Annotated in this window: 15 protein-coding genes; 4 read left to right on the top strand and 11 right to left on the bottom strand. The window is 58.9% G+C overall.

Annotation, left to right across the window (positions count from 1 at the left end; translation table 11 throughout):
• The first annotated feature begins 2 nt into the window (after positions 1-2).
• Positions 3-1157 carry an amidohydrolase gene (locus HQN82_RS21300; RefSeq protein WP_107340085.1) on the top strand — a complete coding sequence of 385 codons (1155 nt, stop codon included), beginning with the start codon at positions 3-5 and terminating at the stop codon, positions 1155-1157.
• Between the two features lie 28 nt (positions 1158-1185).
• Here HQN82_RS21300 and HQN82_RS21295 read toward each other — a convergent pair whose 3' ends face one another.
• From HQN82_RS21295 to bcsN, 5 genes are all read right to left on the bottom strand, one after another.
• On the bottom strand, positions 1186-3513 hold the full coding sequence (locus HQN82_RS21295) for a cellulose synthase (protein ID WP_173615854.1): 2328 nt from the start codon (positions 3511-3513) through the stop codon (positions 1186-1188).
• The gene (locus HQN82_RS21290; protein ID WP_173615853.1) at positions 3504-4559 is read right to left on the bottom strand and encodes a family 8 glycosyl hydrolase; all 1056 of its coding nucleotides are present in this window, start codon (positions 4557-4559) and stop codon (positions 3504-3506) included. The genes HQN82_RS21295 and HQN82_RS21290 overlap by 10 nt, the downstream gene beginning before the upstream one ends.
• Positions 4556-7045, bottom strand: coding sequence for a cellulose biosynthesis cyclic di-GMP-binding regulatory protein BcsB (locus tag HQN82_RS21285; protein ID WP_173615852.1), 2490 nt, complete (start codon positions 7043-7045; stop codon positions 4556-4558). Before HQN82_RS21285 ends, HQN82_RS21290 begins: the two co-directional genes overlap by 4 nt.
• A complete protein-coding gene (gene bcsA / locus HQN82_RS21280) occupies positions 7042-9231 on the bottom strand; it encodes a UDP-forming cellulose synthase catalytic subunit (RefSeq protein WP_004438642.1) in 2190 nt (729 codons plus the stop codon). The genes HQN82_RS21285 and bcsA overlap by 4 nt, the downstream gene beginning before the upstream one ends.
• Positions 9232-9298: 67 nt before the next feature.
• Entirely contained in the window at positions 9299-10288 is a 990-nt protein-coding gene (gene bcsN / locus HQN82_RS21275; RefSeq protein ID WP_006698567.1) for a cellulose biosynthesis protein BcsN, read from the bottom strand.
• Positions 10289-10625: 337 nt separating this feature from the next.
• On the opposite strand from bcsN, the gene HQN82_RS21270 reads away from it, so the two are divergent.
• Positions 10626-11807 (top strand): AGE family epimerase/isomerase, encoded by a 1182-nt coding sequence (locus tag HQN82_RS21270; protein ID WP_427832746.1) that lies wholly within the window; start codon positions 10626-10628, stop codon positions 11805-11807.
• Between the two features lie 54 nt (positions 11808-11861).
• Here the strand turns inward: HQN82_RS21270 and HQN82_RS21265 are convergent, their stop codons facing one another.
• The 5 genes from HQN82_RS21265 to HQN82_RS21245 are packed head-to-tail and all read right to left on the bottom strand — an operon-like array spanning position 11862 to position 17291.
• Positions 11862-12824 carry a glycoside hydrolase family 26 protein gene (locus tag HQN82_RS21265; RefSeq protein ID WP_022563661.1) on the bottom strand — a complete coding sequence of 321 codons (963 nt, stop codon included), beginning with the start codon at positions 12822-12824 and terminating at the stop codon, positions 11862-11864.
• A 13-nt stretch (positions 12825-12837) separates the two neighbouring features.
• Positions 12838-13341: a DUF995 domain-containing protein gene (locus tag HQN82_RS21260; protein ID WP_006698570.1), complete on the bottom strand. Its 504-nt coding sequence runs from the start codon at positions 13339-13341 to the stop codon at positions 12838-12840.
• Positions 13342-13355: 14 nt separating this feature from the next.
• Positions 13356-15287, bottom strand: coding sequence for a glycosyltransferase family 2 protein (locus tag HQN82_RS21255; RefSeq protein ID WP_173615851.1), 1932 nt, complete (start codon positions 15285-15287; stop codon positions 13356-13358).
• Positions 15284-16267 carry a UDP-glucose 4-epimerase GalE gene (galE, locus tag HQN82_RS21250; RefSeq protein WP_006698572.1) on the bottom strand — a complete coding sequence of 328 codons (984 nt, stop codon included), beginning with the start codon at positions 16265-16267 and terminating at the stop codon, positions 15284-15286. The genes HQN82_RS21255 and galE overlap by 4 nt, the downstream gene beginning before the upstream one ends.
• A 1-nt stretch (position 16268) precedes the next feature.
• Positions 16269-17291, bottom strand: coding sequence for a UDP-glucuronic acid decarboxylase family protein (locus HQN82_RS21245; protein ID WP_173616036.1), 1023 nt, complete (start codon positions 17289-17291; stop codon positions 16269-16271).
• 392 nt (positions 17292-17683) lie between these two features.
• On the opposite strand from HQN82_RS21245, the gene HQN82_RS21240 reads away from it, so the two are divergent.
• A complete protein-coding gene (locus HQN82_RS21240) occupies positions 17684-18031 on the top strand; it encodes a hypothetical protein (RefSeq protein WP_006698574.1) in 348 nt (115 codons plus the stop codon).
• 42 nt (positions 18032-18073) lie between these two features.
• Here HQN82_RS21240 and HQN82_RS21235 read toward each other — a convergent pair whose 3' ends face one another.
• On the bottom strand, positions 18074-18844 hold the full coding sequence (locus HQN82_RS21235) for a response regulator transcription factor (protein WP_173616035.1): 771 nt from the start codon (positions 18842-18844) through the stop codon (positions 18074-18076).
• Between the two features lie 912 nt (positions 18845-19756).
• Between HQN82_RS21235 and HQN82_RS21230 the strand changes: the two genes are divergently transcribed.
• Complete coding sequence (locus HQN82_RS21230) at positions 19757-20722, top strand: hypothetical protein (RefSeq protein WP_006698576.1); 966 nt, start codon at positions 19757-19759, stop codon at positions 20720-20722.
• Positions 20723-20727 lie beyond the last annotated feature (5 nt).

Below are 20727 nucleotides of genomic sequence, written 5' to 3'. Positions count from 1 at the left end.
TGATGTTTCTGACAAATAAGGACATGCTCGATCTCATCGAGCTTCGCCACGATTTGCATCGCCATCCGGAAATTTCCGGAGAGGAGAAAGAAACCGCCCGCCGCGTCCATGCCTTTCTTGAGCAGGCACCACCTGACCGGCTTCTTGCCGGCCTCGGCGGCCATGGCGTGGCGGCTGTCTATGACAGCGGCAGAAGCGGCCCCTCGGTTCTGATCCGCTCGGAAATCGACGCGCTGCCTATCCACGAAAAGGGTGAAGTTGAATATCGTTCGAGCGTCGATGGAAAAGGCCATCTGTGCGGTCACGACGGCCACTCCACCATTCTGACGGCACTGGCGCTTGGCCTTGCCCGCCAGCGGCCGGAGACAGGACGGGTCATTCTTCTCTTTCAGCCGGCGGAAGAAACCGGTGCGGGCGCAGCCGCCGTTATTGCCGATCCCCGCTTTGCGGAGATAAAACCGGACTATTCATTTTCACTTCACAACCTCCCCGGCCTGCCCTTCGGCCATGTCAGCGTGGTGGAAGGGCCGGTCAATTGCGCATCGCGCGGCATCAAAATCACGTTAGCGGGCAAGACGGCACATGCCTCCTCACCGGAACACGGCATTTCTCCCATGCGGGCGATTGCCAGGCTGATGCCCTCCCTGAGCGATCTCGGTTCCGGTTTTCCGCCGGCACCGGATTTTTCGATGGTGACGATCACCCACGCGATCATGGGGGAAGCGGCCTTCGGCATTTCCCCGGCTGACGCGGAAATCTGGGCGACACTCAGAACGCTGACCGACGACCGGATGGAAAACCTGTGCAACGCCGCGGAGACGCTCGCAAAAAGGGTGGCAGACGAAGAGGGGCTGGCGCTCGATATCACGTATGACGATATTTTCCTGCATTGCGAAAACGCCCCGGACGCCGTCGATCATATCCGGCAGGCGCTGGACGACGAGAAAATCTCCCACGGTTCCGAAGGTCTGCCCATGCGCGCTTCCGAGGATTTCGGCCGTTTCCGTGGCGTCTCGTCGTCGGCGATGTTCTTTCTCGGCGCGGGGCGGGACTATCCCAATCTGCACAACCCCGACTACGACTTTCCGGACGCACTGATCGGTATCGGTGCGCGCATCTTCATGCGCCTCATTCGCAATCTCACTGGCGGGAAATAAACCGTGGCCGGCTGCACGCCGGCCGCTGTCAACCGCCTTGCGGACCGTTGCTCGGCCGGGCGGCGCGCACTGCCGCGAGCCCCCTGATGCCATCGCGATTACCGATGGAGGCGAGGCTTTCGAATATCTGGGCGGCTTCCCCATAACGGCGCATGGCGAGATAGGAGTAACCGCGCAGCACCATCAGATCAGCACGCTCGTCAGCCAGCCGAGCCCGCTGGTCGAGGAGCAGAAGCGTTTCGGCATAACGTTTCGACTGGAAGGCGGAAACGGCGCGATCGGCAAGGATCGAAACCTGGAGCTCCGTGGCTCGCGGACGATCCATGCGCGATTTCGTCGCCGAGACCGCAGCATGATCCGTCAGCCCCATGCGCAGATAGGCGAGGCTCTGACCATAGGCCGCATCGCTTTTGACACTCGACTGACCGCCGGCAATGGCGGCTTCAAAGGCTTTCAGCGCCTCGGCCGGTCTGTTCGTCTCCATCAGGCACCAGCCGAGATCGAGCGCCTGCTGGGGCGGCAATCGCTGCGGATCAGGATAGGCGGCACAAGAGCGTGGACGCGAAGCCGTGTTGTTTGCTCTTTGCGCTGGCGAAGACAGTCTCGCCTGCTTGCGTGACGGTTCAGGCGCCTGGACGACGGGTTGAACATAGGTCACCGTCCCTCCCTGCGCCGTTTGAGGCACGGGCGCGGTCTGCTGCGGGGCGGTGGCGAGAGGCGGCGCGGTTACCGCCACGACCGGCTGGCCGGACTGATCCACCATGCGTGCGGTACCCACATCGGCAATACGCTGCGAGCGACCTGCCCATTGCTGCTGAATGCCCCGCAGGCCAGCGAGGTTGCGCAGGTCGTGATAGCTCAGTGCCACGCCATAGGCAGACGGCTCATCATCCGCTTTCCAGCCAAGCGCAGTGCTGAACCATTGCAGGGCGAGCTGGCTCTGACGGAACGCAAGCGAATACCAGCCGAACTGTTGTGCCGTCGCCGCGTCCTTGCGCGCGACGGTTTCCGCTGCAATGCGCTGCAGTACATCCGGCGGCAGCACCACGGGCGGCTCCAGCGCGAGAAGATTGGCGGTGGCGGCAAGATAGGTTGCGAGCGCATCGTCGGATGTCGCGCGCCACTTGTACATGACGTCCTCGGCTTCACGCGGCTCGTTGCGGTCGATCAGTGCCAGCGCCAGCCCTTGCGAGGCCGACGCGCTGTCCTCTTCCTCTCGCGCCTTGCGGAACCACTTTTCGGCCTCCGCCATATTTTTCTGGCGAATATTGTACCAGCCGAGCAGCAGCGCGTCGCTAGCGAGCTTTTCCGTTTCGGCAAGCCGTTCAAGCCGCATCAGATAGGCAGAGGGGACGGTGATCCCCTCTTTTTCTCCTGCCTTCGCCACGAACTGGCGCGCGAGATCGTTCTTGACCGGCTCGAATTCCAGCTGTCCATCGGCGCCGGGCTTTTCCTTGGCCAGAAGCTCACCCATCATTTCCGCCGGCAGCAGCGCGGATGCCTTTTGCACAGTGGCGAGCCTGTCACTTGCGACAGTGCAATTGTTGAGAATGTAGAGATAGGCGTCGCGCGCCCGTGCCATCCTGTCCGTATTGGCAAAGGCATCGGCAACCCGCCACAGAACGTCGACCTCGCTGCAGGTCAGCAGACCGGAATTATTGGCGGCCGTATCCACCACCGTCGCATATTGCTTGAGGTCAGACGCGTTGATGAGACGCTGACGCGCCTCGGCCAGAGACAGCATGCCGGTCAGGTTGTCCGGCGGCTGCCAGCCAGGCTCTGCTTGCTGGCGGTCGGCAATCGCCTTCCTGACCTCGGCATAACGGCCATCGGTATAAAGCTGCCACATGGCATCGAGCTTTGCATCGCCATTTTCCGGAACTGCTAGCGGATCAGCCGGAGGCGTCCAGTTTGGATAAAGCGTGCGAAGTCGCGCGATTTCGGCCTGAAGGCGTTGCGTATCGCCTCTCGCGGCGAAATAGCGCAATGCACTGAGATCGACTTCGGGCATATCACCCGACGCCGGCTCCGCCACGCGCGCGGCAGGCGCCTGCGCTGTCTGTGTTTGCACGGTCTGGGCGCCGGTCTGTGGCACCGGTCGCGGCTCGGTTACCGGCACCGTTACCGGCGGTGTCGAGGACTGCGCTAACTGCGCCATCTCGCGATTCTTGACAAAAGCGTTGATTTGCGCCGGATTTGCCGCAGGAGATATCCGCTGCGCTACGCGATTGTCCCCCACCGCGGAGGTGTGGACGTCCGACACGCGACCGAGAATGCTGTCACGCCAGTGGAATGCTGCAAGCGCGACTAGAAGCAGGATGAGGGCCGAAGTCGATAGAGGCTTGTTCATCGGCATTCCCCGTTATTCCTTGCCAGAAACGACAATGCCAGAAGGTGCAATGTTGAAGGATAATAAAGTGTTGGCTGAAAGCTCTTCAGTTCTTCCGGAACGGCGACCCCGCCTGCGACACAGGCCGCAAGCGCCGGAATGATGCGATAGCCGGGGTCCGACAGCACATCCTTGACCGCTCCGCTCTTGAGATCGAAAGTGCCAGCCGCACCGCTTTCCAGCGTCATGCCGTTCTTCAGCCGGTTGAGCAGCTCGGGCGAGCCCAAATTCGCCCGCGAGAGATAAAGCGGAATGCGCACCGCATTGTAACCGAACTCCGGCGGGAAACCCGATGCCGGCTGGGCTCGCGTCCGCACCGATACCCAGTCGGCCGGTAGTTTCCTCTCGCCAAAGGCAAAGGCACCAATCTGCGTCACCCCGTCATCGGCTACCGCTTTCCAGAGCGGCGACGGCGCGACGAGATTGAGAACCGGGAAGGCCTCGAATATCAGATACGACGGATTAACCACCGGACCGTCATCCCGGTCCCCCTCGCCAAAACCGGTTGCAGCCGGCAGGAGCAACGTACGCCCTGCGCGCTGAACCACGGTTTTTTTGAGGATGGCGGATGCCATGGCTGTGGATGCCTCGGCGTAATCCTGCCGATTCCATTGCCCGGCAGCCAGCGCCAGCGCATAGGCGATCAGGATATCGCCATCCGTAGCGTTGTTGATATCGGTCACATGCGGACGTCTGCGCGGATCCCATTTCCAGGCGGACAGTCCGTCATCCCGCACCAGCAGTTCGGTGCGTGTGAAACTCCAGATCAGCTCGAAATCGGCGAGACTGTCGGACAACACGGCAAGCCACATGCCATAACCCTGACCCTCGCTGTGGCTGATATTGCCGTTGCCCGTATCGATAATGCGGCCACCGGGATCGAGAAACGCACTCTTATAGGCCGACCATGCCTCCGGCGAGATCGACGCGGTGCGGCCCGCTGAAACGGCTGTCAGCAACGTCATGATGGAAAGGACGACAACACCGGCCAGTTTCGAAATTCCGCTCTTCATCGATGTCGCCCCATCATGCGCAGCATGGCAAACGTCGCGAGACCGAGGAGCGACACGAAACCAATGAAGGCCAATGAATAGGAGAGAACGTTAGAAGACAGCCAGTTTGCCGCAATCAGCCTGAAGTTCGAGAAGGAAAATGGCCGCGTGCTATAAAGATATGGCCGTTCCACTTCGACGGTCTCGATTTTTTCAGCACCTGCGTCGTAAGCGGCGACACGCCCCGTGACGCCACCCCACCGGTTTTCACGCGTCATCGCCGCCATGCCCTCCAAAAGCTCTCCCGAACTTGGCGCGGTTGCAAGCGTCCAAACCCCTTCACCTGAAGGGCTGAGGCCCTGGGCCAGCATGAAGGAAACATTGGCAGGCGGCGCATAGGGCTGCTCGGCTGCAGGCAGGAAGCGCAATGTATCCGAACTCAGGTCGAAGTTGCGCTTCATCCATTCCTCAAAGGACGAAACCTGTCCTTCCCAGATGCCGCCGTCGACCCGTTCACGCCAGTCATTAAAGAGGTTTTCACTGTTTTGCGCAGGCTGCTGAACACCGGCTCCCACTTTCCAGGAGATCTGGCTGGAGGGAACTAGGTTGAACTGGCTGATCAAAGCCTGCGGAAATTGTGAGATCGTACCAACGAACAACGCGTCCCGGTCGCCGATTACCAATGGCGACGCGACGGTCTCAATGTCGATCGGATGCCCCGCCACGCTCGCCAGCCGGCTGATGAGCGTGGCCGCCGCCGACATCGTGTCCGTGTCAAAACGATCAAGAGACAGGGCGACGGGAGTAGTTCCAGTGCGGTAGGGCTGCCCGGCGCCAGCCATAGCAGCGAGATCGGGTTTGCGACCAATCTGCGCATAGTCCGGAATATGAATTTCCGATGTATCGAACAATGCAAAACGGGGCGTTGCGCTCGCTGGCGCACCCGGTGCGCAGGCCTGATCCTGCGCCGTCATCAACACCGCTTCGATAGTCACCTTGTTCGGACCCGGCTTGAAGTGCCGCATTGTCACATTGATCGGCAGATGTCTGAAAATACCCCCGCCATTATTGGAGATAGGCACGGTGGAGGCGATCTGGTCATTGACATAGATGTCGACATGGCTGCCGGGCAACACCTGCGAGGAATAGGCTGCGTCCAGGAGAAGCGACGCTTCGCCATAGGCCGACGCATAAAAATCGGCGGGCATGCCGATGTAAAATTCATTGCGGAAACGCCGGCCGCTGAACTCGCTGCTTTCGATACCGAGTTCCGAAAGCGCGATCCGACGGTCCGACATGATCAGTGGCACATCGGGTGCGTGCCAGCTGCGCGTCGAAAAAGTGGCTCGCTGAGCGCCCGGTGTTCGCGAGATCGAGGAAAACAGCGTCTCTATCGCCGCTTGCACCGCCTGGGGGGTCGGACCGGTGACGAGAAGCGGCGACGCTCCGGCCGCGACGGCGCTGCCGAAGCCTGCGAAAGCGCCCGCTGATGCTTCAGGTGGCAAAGTTCCGGCCATGCCGGCGATTTCCCGAGCGGTGCCGACGAGGACCGAAAGCGTTCCCGCTTTCCGTTCGACGGGAGGGGCCGTCACAAAACGGACCGTCTGGTTCGGCATCTGGGTTCTGAGCGCCAGCGCCTGCGAAAGACGCAGGAGAGAATCCGCAAATGCCGGATTGCCGAGCGCCGGTGCCACGATTTCGATCGACGTCGTCGCCTTGCCATCCGGTCCGGTCGCCTGGATGTCGTCGATGTTGGCGAAACTGCCCGCAACATCGGCGTTAAAGCCTATGAAGGTATTTGCCGGATCGACATCGGTCCATAGATCGTAAGTGGACTGGATCGTGCAATCTGTTCTGTGGCGCTGCTGCACCCCGAGCGACACGACATTCGCGCCGACCTGAAGGACACCGGGCGGAATTTTAAGGGAAATATTCCCCTGACTGTCCGGGGCCTCGATACGCGCTGCACCAAGCCCGACATTGTTCACGCTGACCTGAAAGTTCGAGCTTTCCGGAGCAACAACGATCGCGTTCTGATAACCGACATTCAGCGATACGGCTGCATTCACCTGCTCTGGCGTCAGATAGATACTCCATTGCCGCCGGTCCATCTCGCCCGAAAGGCTGAGCTTTTCATAGGGAAGGATATAGCGGCGGCGGCCATCGGCTGAGGAAGAGGAGGCGCGTATGGAACCGGGTGAGATGCTTTCCCGGCGCGCGGGCACAGTCACTGGGGGAACCGGCGGCGGTTGGGCCGTCATGTCTGAGGAAGGCGCAGGCTTAGCCGCGGAGGGTGGCGGAACAGGTGGCTGCGCCGGCGTCGGGACCTCCGGCTCGCGACGCGGTTCCACCGGAGAAATGGCAGGCGGCTCCGCGGGCTTTGGGGCGGTCTGGGCCGGCCTTTCCGGCGACATGTCGAAGGGGGATGACTGCGCAATGGCGCTCGTCGCGACTGCACCCCAGATCATCACTGTCAGCGACTGCCTGATAGGTCCGCGGCCGGTCATTTTACGGCTCCAGCAGGTTTGACGGCCTTGGAACCCGGTCGCAACGCGCGCGCCAGATAAAAGAGGCCACGCTGCGTTTGGAAGAGCGATATTGCCAGGAAGGTCGCCGTACCGCGAATGAGGCCGGGGTTCCTGCGTCGAACACGCTGAAATTCGCTCCATTGCTCGGAATTGGCAAAAATCAGATCGGCGATAAGGCGGTGATCGACGGCCCGTTGTGGGGAGAAGGTGCAGCCGATCGAAATGAACCCCTCGCCTCTCACCGTCCGAACAATATTGAGAGGCATCGTTTCCGGAACGCCCTCGCTGTGGGGTTTGACCCTGACGATCGCAGTCTCGCCTTTTTCGACCGTGGTCGCGTTATCAAATAGATTGATGAGCAGACCGTGGACGGAAACATTGTCGATGGAGGCCGGCACCCAGGTGTCGCTGCCCTCAAGCTTGACCTCGCAGCGCCGCTTCACGGTGATGCGCCGCGAGGCGGACTTGTCGCCGCGTTCAGAAACGACCCCCAGCGCGCAACCGGCGAAGATGAGGTTCAGGAGGTTCCAGCCGCCGACCACGAGCGTGACATCCGCCTTGTAGGGCTCGCTGTAGATACGCCAGACGGCAAAGATCATCGCCACCACCAGCAATCCGAAAATCACGAAGAACGGCCGGCTGATTTCCGAGAGTCGCGCCTCAGCGATGGATTCATCCTTCGCCGTGACCTTGAAGGTTGGCTTGCCCGGATTGAAGATCACTGAAACGACGGCGGGCAGGAGATGAACCGTCTGCACATATTCGTAGAGTTCCGATATCCACGGCCAGCGGAAACTGCCGTAGAGATAGTTCTGCATCATGAGGTTCACGAGCATGTAGGCCGCCGTATAGGCGAGAAACTCGCCGCCCGAGGCCACAAAAATCTGCAGGTCGAAGAAAAGATAGAATAACGGCGCAAACAGGAAGATCGTGCGCGGAAACGGAAATAGCCAGAACAGCGTCGAGGACATGTAGCAGAGGCGCTGTGTGAAGGTGAGGCCACGCTTGAACAGGGGCTGGCGGAAAATCAGGATCTGCATCATACCCTGCGCCCAGCGGCTGCGCTGACCGATAAAGCTTGCGAAAGTGGCCGGCTGCAGCCCGGCAATCAGGGGCTTGTCCACATAGATGCTGTTCCAGCCGCGGGAATGCAGTGCGAGCGCCGTTTCACAATCTTCCGTGATGCTGACACCGCTGAAACCTTCGGTATCCTGCAGGGCCTCGCGCCGCAGTACGGCGGCGGAACCGCAGAAGAAGGCGCCGTTCCACTTATCGAGGCCGCGCTGGATGATGCCGTAAAACATCTCATTTTCACTCGGCATCGTCTCGAAGGTTCGCAGATTGCGCTCGATCGGATCGGGATTGACGAAGAAATGCGGCGTCTGCACCAGGAACAGCCGCGGGTCTTCTTCGAAATAACCAACGGTTTCCAGCAGAAAGTCGCGCGCGGGCGCGTGGTCGGCGTCGAAGACCGTGACGAGTTCGCCAGTCGAGTGGGCAAGGCCGTTATTGAGATTTCCGGCCTTCGCGTGGACATTGCGCTCGCGCGTCAGATAACGCACGTCGAGGTCTTCGCAGAGCTTCTTCAGCTCTTCATGGCGGCGCTGCGCGGCCTGCGCTTCGACAATATTGGCGGCATTGCGCTTCTGCACCGAGCCCCCATCGTCCAGCAGCCAGACCGTGAAGCGGTCTGCCGGATAATCCATGTTCTTGGCCGCCGCCAGCGTATTGGCCAGAAGCTCCGCATCCTCGTTGTAACTGGGCACGAAGACATCCACTGTCGGACGGTATGTGGGCGAGCCGGGCCTGGTCTTGCGCGACGGCAGCGGCATGGACACGATGACAAGACTGAGCGCCAGCATCACCACGCTATACATTTCCGCCAGATAGAGCAGAAAACCGGGAATGAAGTTCTCAAGCTGATTGACGGGCGGCAACGTGCTTGTCGTGCGCCAGTAGACGTAACGAAGCACGATGGCTGTACCGAAGCCGAGGGCCACCAGCCGCCAGACCCCCTGCCCGTTGAAGCCCTTGATCGTTGCGAGGAGAATAAGCGAGATTGCCGTTGCGACCAGGTGGGTCTGCAAGCTGACCGGCATCGTGATGATGGCCAGAACGCAAAGCGACACAAGCAACCAGACAATGATTGTGATGGCCTTGTTCATCCAGAAACTTTCCGTTCTCGTCCCCATCCGGAATTTCGGCCCGGATTCTCCGCTCTCGTCCCCGCCATCATCTGCATCCCTGGCCCGCCCCCGAACCCGAAAGGCACGATGGCGAGGGAATGGACACCTGCGGTACGCGCGATGATTGCTGTTGGCCTGTGACTGCCCCACCGCCGGCGGCGCGCGGGGCCGTCACCGCAGGCTGACCCGACGCACCCGCCGATACCGGCGAAGGAATGTTAACTGCTGCAACGGGCGGCAGCGGCTGTTGTTCCGGCTGAACCGGGGCAGTGGCCGCCGCACGACGAACCGGCCGGACCGGCACGCTGGCGGTCACCTCGCCGCCGGGGCGCATCGGCACCTCTTCCGACTTTATCGGATAGACCGGATTGCCGGGACGGCCGAGATTTTTGTCCACCGCCTGCGGCGTGCCGTAGGGGTTCCAGCTTGGCGAGGCATAAGTCCCGGTGATGGTATAATTATACATCACCGCCAGAAGCCGCTCGACGCTTGCGCCGGATTGACAGAGGCGTAGCCGCACCTTGATGCGCCCCAGATTGCGGAAATCCTGCCGCATGCTTTCGGGGGAACGTATATCCTGCCAACCATAAAGGCAGGTATCCTCACCACGTCCCTTGCCAGCGGCATAGGAAAACGCGCCGTAACTGTTCTGCAGGTAATTTGCCGACATGGCGATAGTTTCACCGGGAAATTCCGCACGGATTTCCCGTGCGAGGGAGGAAGCCCTGAAACCGGTGAACGCCAGGGAATCGAAATCTGTATCGCCCGCCTGCTGCGGACCGAAGAACTCCGCCTTGAGATAATTCTGTCCCGGCGTAGCAGCCTCGGAACGCAATATGACCTGCTGCGCCACGGCGTTGGAATAAGTACGGCTGACGACGGTAACGATTTCGGGACCGCCAGGCGGCGGAAAAATCAGCGCTTCGGAGGGTGACAGAAGCTGCGTCCCGCCGAACGACCGAACGCCCGCGGGAGTATTGCAGCCAGAAAGAACCGCAATGGAAAACAGCAATGAAGTATAGGCAGAAAATTTCACTGCCCTTCGCCCCTTTTTTTCCCCGACGCCGCCCAGATTAAAAGGAAACCGAATCACCAATGACCAGACCATTGTTACGAAATACGTGAGGACTGCGAATAAGCAATCGCAAATTTCCGTTGTAATTTCTGATAGTTTATGGCGTGCGGTTCGCTTTTTCGCTGCCATTGGCGAAGGGCAAAAAGGTGGAACCAATCACGCCGCTGCGGGTTGGCTTTGCGTCAGATCGATAATTTTTGCGGTTGCAGCGCAATATGCCACATGGTCTATTTGCCTCCATAGTTACGTATTTTTATTGATCTCAATTTATTCAACTGTAAAAACAGAGAGTTACCGCATGACCATGCAATTTCCGAGTATCGCGCAGACACTTGCCGAGGAGATTGGAACATTACGCAAATGGCTTGACGAGGATGCCCTTCCATTGTGGTGGGAGGCGGGGTCAGCCCGGCCGGATGGCGGCTTTTACGAGCGTCTCGGTCAGGATGCGAAACCGGTTTTTTCCGATGACCGCCGCGCCCGCGTCCAGCCGCGCCAGGCTTATTGTTATGCCGCCGCCGGCCAGCATGGCTGGCATGGACCCTGGAAAGACGCAGTGTTGCGTGGGCTTTCCTGGTTCGAGAAGGTCTACCGCCTTGAAAACGGCCTTTACGGCAATCTGGCGGACCAGACCGGCAGGCTGATCGATCCCTCCTTCGATCTCTACAACCAGGCTTTTGCGCTTTTCGCCGCAGCGCAGACAGCTGCGGTCCTTCCCGATCGCAAAGATGAGATGCGCAGCCGCGCGCTCGAAATCCTTGCCATTCTCGAGCGCGACTACAGACACTCCATCGCTGGCTTCGAGGAGGCGAACCCGCCGCGCACACCGCTTTGCTCCAATCCGCATATGCATCTTTTCGAAGCGATGCTGGCTTGGGAAGAACAGGATCGTGACGGCCCGTGGTCGGCGCTGGCGGACGAGATTGCCGGCCTCGCACTTTCCCGCTTTATCGATGGCGGCAATGGCGGCCTGCGCGAATTCTTCGACCATGACTGGACGCCTTACAAGGGGGAGAAGGGCCGGATCATGGAGCCGGGCCACCAGTTCGAATGGGCCTGGCTTCTGGTGCGCTGGGGCAGCCTGCGTGGAAACGACGAAGCGATCAGGAAGGCAAAACGCCTGTTCGAGATCGGGGAAGACCACGGTATCTGCCCGCGCCGCAAGGTGGCGGTGATGAGCCTTTACGACGATTTTTCGGTGCGTGACGGGCTTGCGCGACTATGGCCGCAGACGGAATGGCTGAAGGCGGCGGTGCGGCTTGCCAGTGTGACTGATGGTGAAGAGCGGCAGCGTTACCTTGCCTCTGGTCTGAGCGCCATCGGCGCGCTGCAGCCTTTCCTTGATACGCCGGTCAAGGGCCTGTGGTTCGACAAATGGCCGGCGGACCGGCCCATGCTCGACGAACCGGCGCCGGCAAGCACGTTTTATCACATCGTCTGCGCCATCTATGAGGCCGAGGCGGTGCTGGCAGCAGGGTGAGGAACGTCGCGTAAACGGGCGAGCGGCATCGCCGCTCGCCGGTTTTAATTCCGGTCAAACCTTGGCCGGGCGCACAACGCGCCAGTCAGGTCTGCCGAGATTGTGCGGCCAGGGATGAACATCCTTGTCATTGAAGTAGACGACTTCTTCCAGCTTTGGAAAATCCGCCTGTTTCAGCGTCACGTCGTTCATCCACGGACGAACATAGGAATCGCTGCCTTCATAACCCAGTTCGGCGACCCAGACCGGCTTGTCGAAGGTCTCGACGAGTCCGTAGCCCTTGCGCAGCAGATCCGTGAAGGTCTTCGGCGCGCCATATTCGATCTTGTCGTAATCTTCGAGACCGAACACCGACAGACCGACCAGATCGGCGTAATTGTCACCGGGATAATAGGCCCGCAAACCATCCAGACCTTTCGGTGACCACATCACTTTCACACCGGGAACAGCCTTGCGCGTCATATCCACCACGCGCTTATAGGCGGTGATGTAATCACGCGGGTTCCAGCCCGACCACGAGAAGCGGCCGGTCGTGTCTTCCATTTCCTGCCCCCAGCGCAGGATCAGCGGGCTCTTCATGGCCGACATGCGTGCGGCGATCGCCTGCATGTTCTTATCGTAATCGCCACTCAGAACCTTGCGGCGCAACTCGTCTGAAGAGAGGCGCCAGTTAACGTCCCACGACCAGGGTTCGACCGTGATCATCACATTGCGCTTGCGCTCCAGGGCATAGGCATCCGCAAGTGCGAGACTATCGAGATCCACGTCTTCCCAGGGCAAGAACAGGTGTTCCGTCGCCACCCCGGACTGGCCGGTGAAATCGCCGTGCGGATCATATGCGCCGAAACGTATTCCGTCCGCATGCAATGTCGGTCTTTTGTCGGCAAGCGTCTTCATGCCCGTCGAGGTCATGGGGGCGACCCCTTGCGCGTCGAGCTTGAGCACCGGATACATTCCGGCGGTAAAGGCTGCGGCGGCACCACTCGCGAACAGAAGTGTTCGTCTTGTTATCTGCATGACACCTTACTCCTTACCTTGTTGCCGTCATCGCCTTGTCGTAGGCGGCGATCTGCGGCGTGACATCGTCCTTGCGGACGAGCTTGAGGAATTCATCGCCAGGGCGCGGCGGGTTGTGCCGGAACACGTACCATTGCCCGCCCTGTTTGCGCTGGTAGAGCACATTGCCGATTCGACCATGGTCGAAGCAGGTATTGGCCTTGCCGCTTCCCGCCTCGGCTTTCCAGGTGGCGCGCATGCACAATGTGCCATTGGCATCGACGGTCCAGCGGCCTTCACCGATGGACTTCTTGCCCTTTTCTTCCGTTGCAGCGATGAATTTACGGCCGTCGGCGATGAAGCGCCCGCCGCCCGTATCCCATTTCCAGGTCTTGTCGAAATACATCTCCACGACCTCGCTGGTTCTGAGCGGCTTCGGCGTCTTCGTGCCGCCTGCAGCATGGACGACGCTTGGCGCGACCACCGCAAGACAGAGTACGAAAGCGGAGAATCCGCATGTGCTTATTGTTGTTTTCATCACAGCCTCCTCCTTCATTGTCCGACCCTATTGTCGGCCAGCATGATCTCTCCGGTTGCCACCGCTGGCGGCGGCGCAACGATTGGTTCTGCCTGCATTTCCTGCGGCCCGCGCAGTCCAGGCAGTGCAATGCGCAATTTCAGACGCACCGACCTCGCACCTTCCGCGCCCGCACCTGCGACCGTGAACCGTGTTTCGGTGAAACTGATATAGGGCTGTCCATGCGAGAGAGCTTCCAGCCCACCGATCGCATGGGAGCTGAGTTCCGCGGCACTTCCGGCCACCAGCAGCAAGGAACAGGCGGCAGCACTCGCTCCACCGCGCAGGGCCGGCAGCTTCGGCAAACCGTTTTCCACTGCATGGCGGATGAGCAGAAAAACCGACAGGCCCGCATAGATCGCCACATTGATGGCAGCGAAGATAAAGAACCCCTCCGCGCCGTTTTGGCGCGGCGCAAAAACCATGGCAAGAAGGCTGAGTGCCGCGAGGACCATGTATGGTGCGACTACCCGCAGCGGCAGCGGCGGTTTTGCCTGCGTGCCCTTGGGTGTGATGCGGAAATCGACGAAATCGCCACGGATCGTGTCACGTATGGCCGCCAGCACACCCATAAGCGACCATGGCCAGCGCAGGAACAGGAACACCATGGCCTCCCAGCTGAAAAGCTTCGCGTCATGCGGACGGAACGCGCCCGTGGCCCGCCAGAAGAAAGCAAACACGATCATGATCAGCGAAACCGGAAGGAAATGCGCCAGAAACGCCGGATAAGATGCGTTGACCAGCACATGGCCTCTCACCAGCGCCACGGCCGGAAGCACGAACATCAGAGCCATGAAGCCGGAGAACAGCAGATACCAGAGTTGCGAAAACAGGAACTGGAACTTCAGTCGCGCGGGCAGCTTCGGCACGTAATGCCGTGAATACTGCAGCAGAATGGTCATAAGGCTGCGCGACCACTGGAATTCCTGCACGATGAGATCGGCAAAGGTCACCGGCCCGTCGCCATGGGCGATAGCATTGACGGCGTGGACGCCGCGCCAGCCGCCGGCATTCATCAAAAGCGTGGTGGAATGATCTTCGGCAAGCTCCGGCCCGAGGCCACCCACTTCCCGAAGAGCCTTCGTGCGCACGGCGTAATGCGAGCCGATGCAAAGCGGCGCCCAGCCATTGTTGTATCCCAGCTGGAGCGCACCATGCAGGCTTGCCTCGGCATAAAGCCTGCCGCGTGCGGCCCAGCTTTCATTGGCATTGGCGTCGCAAATGCTTGGGGCGGACACATATCCAATCCTCGGATCGGCAAAGGGACGGATTACCTCGCTCAGATAGTCGGGTTCCGGCACGTGATCCGCATCGAACTGGGCGACAAAATCATAACGCTCGTAACCGAAACGGTCGTAAAAATAGGCGAGATTGCCCTCTTTGCAGCGCGTGCGCCGCGGCCAGGTCTTGCGGTGATACTCGGCAATGCCCTGTCGGGTGGAAACGAAAACGCCGTGCGCGCCACACCATCTCAACGTTTCCGCATCCGGGGCTTCATCGGCAAGCCAGACGTCGAACTCCAAACCCTTCTGCTCCAGCATGGCCAGCAGTGTCTTTTCCACTACCGCGAAAGGTTCCGACGGCGCTTTGGTGACCACCATCGCCACCCTGCCCCGCGGCAGAGGCGACCGCCGGTCAACAACCCTCGCGTTGAGAAATATGAAGATGAAATAGGATGGCAGAAGCGTGATCCACGCCAGCGTCAACGTGACCACGAAGTAGTAGGGCCAGTCGATGACGCGATCTCGATCGAGCCACCAGATCCAGAAATAGGCGAGCGTCACCAGCCAGCCACCGATGCCAAGCAGGTAGGCAAGGCGGTTCCAGCCTGTGAAAACCGGCAGCATCCGCAACACGCCTGCAGCGGCGCGGGGGGATGCGACGGAGGGCGTGGAGCGCATCGTCATGACAGCACCTCCAGTCCAAAACCGGGACCGGCCGTGCGGATGATAGTGTCTATATCGGAGCGCCTGGGCGCAAAGCCGAGCGTCTGCCTTGCCCGTTCTATATCGGCAAAGAGCGCCGGAGGGTCTCCCGCGCGCCGCGCGCCAAAATGAACAGGGACTTCCTGCCCCGTCACGCGATGGATTGCCCGAATGATGTCACCGACCGATGTGCCGTGACCGGAGCCGAGATTGACACGCAACGTCTCGCCGCCATCGGCAAGATAGTTGACGGCGGCGACATGGGCATCGGCCAGGTCACTGACATGGATATAGTCGCGAATGCAGGTACCGTCACTGGTATCGTAATCGGCACCGAACACATCGAGTTGCGGCAGCCTTGCAGCAGCGGCCATCAGCGCACGGGGAATCAGATGCGTCTCCGGTTCATGACGTTCGCAAAGCTCGCCATCCGGGTCCGCCCCGGCGGCATTGAAATAACGCAGCGCAACGAAACGCAGACCATAGGCCGCGGCATAATCGTCTAACGCCATCTCGAAGATCAGCTTGGTGCGGCCGTAAGGATTGACTGGCGTCTGCGCCGTCTCCTCACGGATGGGCAGTTGCGGCGGCACGCCATAGGTGGCGCAGCTGGACGAAAACACCAGTCCGCCGATATTCTGGTCAAGACAGGCGTCCAGCAGCGAAAGACTGCCGCCGACATTGTTGCGGTAGTATTTGCGTGGATCCTCGACGGACTCGCCGACATAAGCGTTGGCGGCACAATGAATGACGAAGGCTGGTGAGAATTCCTGGAGCGTGGCTTTCAGGAGACCACGATCCAGAATGTCGCCTTCGATAAAGGGACCCCAGCGGACCGAATCCGCGTGACCGGTCGATAGATTGTCATAAGCTATGGGCTTGAAGCCGGATTGCGCCAGCGCCTTGCAGATGTGGCTGCCTATGAATCCGGCCCCGCCCGTGACGAGGATTGTGCGGGGCATCTCATACGGCCTCCGCCACTTTCCGGCCCGTCAGCAACGCATCGAAATAGACGATCGTTCTTTCAAGGCCGATTTCGAGCGGTACACGCGGCTGCCATTTCAGGAGCTCGTTTGCCCGCGAAATATCCGGACGTCGCTGCTGCGGATCGTCGATCGCGGCAGGCAGATGGACGATGCGCGAGCGAGAACCTGTCATCCGGATAACAATGTCGGCCAGCTGCCGCACCGGAATTTCTGCGGGATTACCGAGATTGATCGGCCCGATGCAGTCTTTCGGCTTGGCCGAGAAGCGCAGGAAGCCATCGATCAGGTCATCGACATAGCAGAAAGAACGGGTCTGGCTGCCATCACCGTAAATGGTGATGTCGTCACCCTTCAGCGCCTGGACGATGAAGTTCGAAACCACACGGCCGTCGTCAGGGCGCATACGCGGCCCGTAAGTGTTGAAAATGCGTCCGACCTTGATATCGACACCGAAAGTGCGGTGATAATCGAAAAACAGCGTTTCGGCGCTGCGTTTCCCTTCATCGTAGCAGGCGCGCGGCCCGATTGTATTTACATTGCCGAAATAGGTTTCCGGTTGCGGATTGACGTGGGGATCGCCATAGACTTCCGAGGTCGAGGACTGCACCACGGTAGCAGCGCATCTGCGCGCGACTTCCAGCACATTGACTGCGCCGAGTACATTGGTGAGGAGGGTACCGACGGGATCGCGCTGATAATCAGGCGGCGAAGCCGGAGAGGCAAAGTTGAAGATCAGCGAAACATCGATGTCATAGGGTTTGCGCACATCGTGCTCGACCATCAGAAACCGCTTATTGTTCCGCAAATGCTCCACATTCGCGGTACGGCCGGTCGAAAGATCATCGAGACAGATCACCTCGTGACCGCTGCTCAGCAACCGCTCGCAGAGATGAGAGCCCAGGAAACCGGCGCCACCATTAACGAGTACCCGTTGCCCGGGTTTCCAATCTGAGTAAATGGTAACGCCGTTATCGTGTTCGTTGGGAACGAAATTACGCATAACACACACCTCCCCACGGTGAATCAGCACAGCCGATTCAACTAAGTGAATTAAACTCTCCATTTGACGCTACGCGAATATCATCCCTCTATTTTTTCTTCTTCCTGAGGTTTTAATATTCACATCCGATAAATTTCCACTTTCATGATAAGCGCAGGCAAAAACAGGTCAACTTCAATTTATCGAAATATTACAATTGATTACACAAAATTACTCAAAATAGCCCGTTGATTTAATACTTTTTAACTACGCCTCCATTATGCCTTTCTTATTGAGCATTAGCGCAAGCTTCGCTCAACCAGTCGGGGCTATCCTGGTTTTGTAAGGCTCGGTCCACCGGGAACAAAACCGCCCGGCGAGATGCGACAGACAGTCGATTTCAGGGGACACACATGATGAATGAAATGCCTTATTTCCGTGGCGGCAAAACAGTCCGTCAATGTCGTCTTGCGCTCGTTGCCGGCGCACTTTTGACTTTCACTTTCGCGACCGCTTCATGCTCCGTCGTCGAAGACGCCGTTCTCACGACAGCATCGGCCAGCCCGACTACGATCAAGAGCCGCGTCACGCCGGCGAAGGCGGCCTATGGCTATCAAAAAACCGGCAACGCAGCCGTTACGCTTGTTGCAGATGCTTCGGACACACCGGCAGTTTCGCGACCTTCCTATTCGGGCTCTTCTCCCTATATCTGCTCGCCGAGCGGATTTGGGCAAAAGTCCCGCTGCTTCCTGAGGCCCTGAGCCTCCTGCGTAACGTCCGGGCTGCCTCTGGCAGCTCGACGCTCAGTTCTTCCAGCCGGAGAACGTCGCGCCTTCATCCTTGCTGAAGAAACGCGACGCCGCCTCCGTGCGGTTGCGAACGTTCATCTTCTTGTAGATGTTGCGAACGTGGACCTTCACCGTGTTCTCGGACAGATGAAGCCGGTCGGCAATGATCTTGTTTTGCGTACCCTTGCATAACAGGTCGAGGATTTGCACCTCACGCGTCGTCAGCGTCGCCATGTCGCTCCTGCTCTCGGCAAGGGCGTCGGCACGGTTGGCGATGACAGCGCTGTTCTGCACGCTTTTACCACCGGCTGCGGTGGAATAGGGCGTAAGCTTGCTGAGAAGGGCCGCCGGGAAATGCTCCCCGCCCTTCATGAGCAGGTCGACCGCCGCCATGAAGACGTCGAGCCGGAGATTGAGCGGCAGCACACCATCGATGATGCGCATTCCCACCAGCCGCTTCAGTGGCTCTTCAATTTTGTCGATCGTCTCCACGACGAGCGCGATCGGCGCTTCAGGATGTTTTTCACGGATCGCCGACAATACACTATTAAGCCGCTCACCCGCCAGGCGATAGGGCAATACGAGCCGGACGTCGGCGCCGTAATCATCATCAATCGTTGCCGACGATGTCACGCTTACCACGGAGAATGTAGGGAACTTTTTGCCCAACGCCTCCATGAGGCACTCGGAAAACAGGTCCGGATCCGCTACGATCAATAAAGTTCCATTTATATGTGTAACGGCGTTTTTTTGTTTTGCCGCATAATCTGACGTTCCCATGAACATTGACGCCTCCCTCAAGCGCTTACGCATTACTATCTTTTGGTTGCGCAGTCTCATTCGCCCGGCGACCTACCCCCTGAAAACCTGTGGGCGACTCTCCGCTTCATGTCATGTCAACTATTATTAATCACCCGTTAATTCGTACACGCTAATACGAAAAGCTGTGTAAATAAATGGCCCAAACGGGTTATTTTTTACAATTGACATACAAAATAGGTTAAGCCGGATCAGAATCAGTGATCCGGGAACCGGCGTAAAAACAAATATATCGGAAAAGCTTTCGTGCTGGTTTTGCGTTCCAACGAAATGTAACTTTCAGTTGATATCCCTCAACATAGCTCGCCTGCTGCACATGCCAAAGCCCGTGCCTTTTCGGGATGAGAGCATCTCTCCACCGAAATAAACCATGTTTCACGAAAGAGCCGCTCCGCCCTGCCGAAGCGGTGTTTTTTTGAGAATGAACCGGCGAACGATGCCCAAGACAACCGCTTGCGACGTATATATCCGGATGGAACGCCGATAGGTTTAGCCCAAATTGATATCTAGGAAGCGCAATTTTTCTGCGGCACAGTCTGACCGTCGCTGAACGGCGGCTGATGGAAAGACACTCCCGGCCTTGACGTGTGTTTGAGAGCGCCGGACCCTTTTCAAGAAAACATGCAAGCGAAAAGACGAAAGCCACCGCGCTCCCCTGCTGGAGCGAGGAACGGATTTGTGCGCCGTTTTATCGAGTAGCGCACAAGGGCTGAACAAAAAGAGCCCGTCCACGGGCCAATACCGAACCGCAGATGATGCGTAACCGAGTCCATCTGCAAAACATCAATCTTCATGCTATCCGGAGCAAGCGCGAAAAAATCCCATTTGAGATGAGAGGGATTTCGAAAGCTGCTCCGAGCTTTTTCGGAGGAAATCGAAATGGGTTATGATCATAAATCCGCTGGCAGCGACGACGATATCACCAAGATCGGCGCGCTTTCCGATGGTTTTGCCAACACCTCTACCAATGACGCCAAGGTGGAAGACAGCAACGTCGGCACCGCGAACGGTGAAAACCGCAACAACGACAATAGCGACAACAGCACCAATGTGGATGTTGATGCCAAGATCGATGTTGCAGTCGGCAATGGTGACAATCGCGATAACGACTATGACTGGAGCTATGACAGCAAGTCGTACAGCGATAACGACACGACGACCAAGACGAGCACCGAAACCAGCACCGAAATCAAGACCGATTACGACTGGAGCTATGAAAGCAAGTCGTACAGCGACAACGACACCAACGTGAAGACGATTACGGATACGGACAACAAGACGTTCTCCTATTCCGACAACGACACCTCCACCAAGGTCTCGACAACCACCGACAGCTTCAACTCCTCGGACAGTTTCTACAAGTCGGATGACGACTTCGGCAACATCACGGGCGTCAAGGATGTCGGCAATCTCGGCATCGCCGGCGGAGACCTCACCTTCAATCTGGGTGACGACTTCTCCTTTACCCTGGATGTCGACAGCATCCTCAACGACTCGCTCAACGGTGACGGCAACGATACGGGCTTCAGCCTCGTGCAGGCCAACCACCTGGCGGATCAGGATGAGGCTTACGACATCAAGATGCAGAACGGTGGCGCCGAAAACCACCTGAGCGCCAATGCAGGCGACGCCTATGGCGCAGAAGGCATCGACGGCAAGGGATGGGATCTCAAGGCCGGCGACGACGCAGCGGGCACCAGCACGGCCGATGCATCGGCAATCCTTGCAAATTCCGGCTTCCATCTGGAGCTGGTGCAGGGCGCCAACATGCTCTCCAATGCCGTTGACGTCACGGTCACAGGGGGCAACTCCAGTGTCTCGGACGTCGGTGAGGATCACTCCTGACAACC

It is taken from the genome of Agrobacterium pusense, assembly GCF_013285525.1.
Classification (GTDB): Bacteria; Pseudomonadota; Alphaproteobacteria; order Rhizobiales; family Rhizobiaceae; genus Agrobacterium; species Agrobacterium pusense.
The sequence above is the reverse complement of the archived record's forward strand: the minus strand, read 5'-3'. Positions and strand labels throughout refer to the sequence as shown.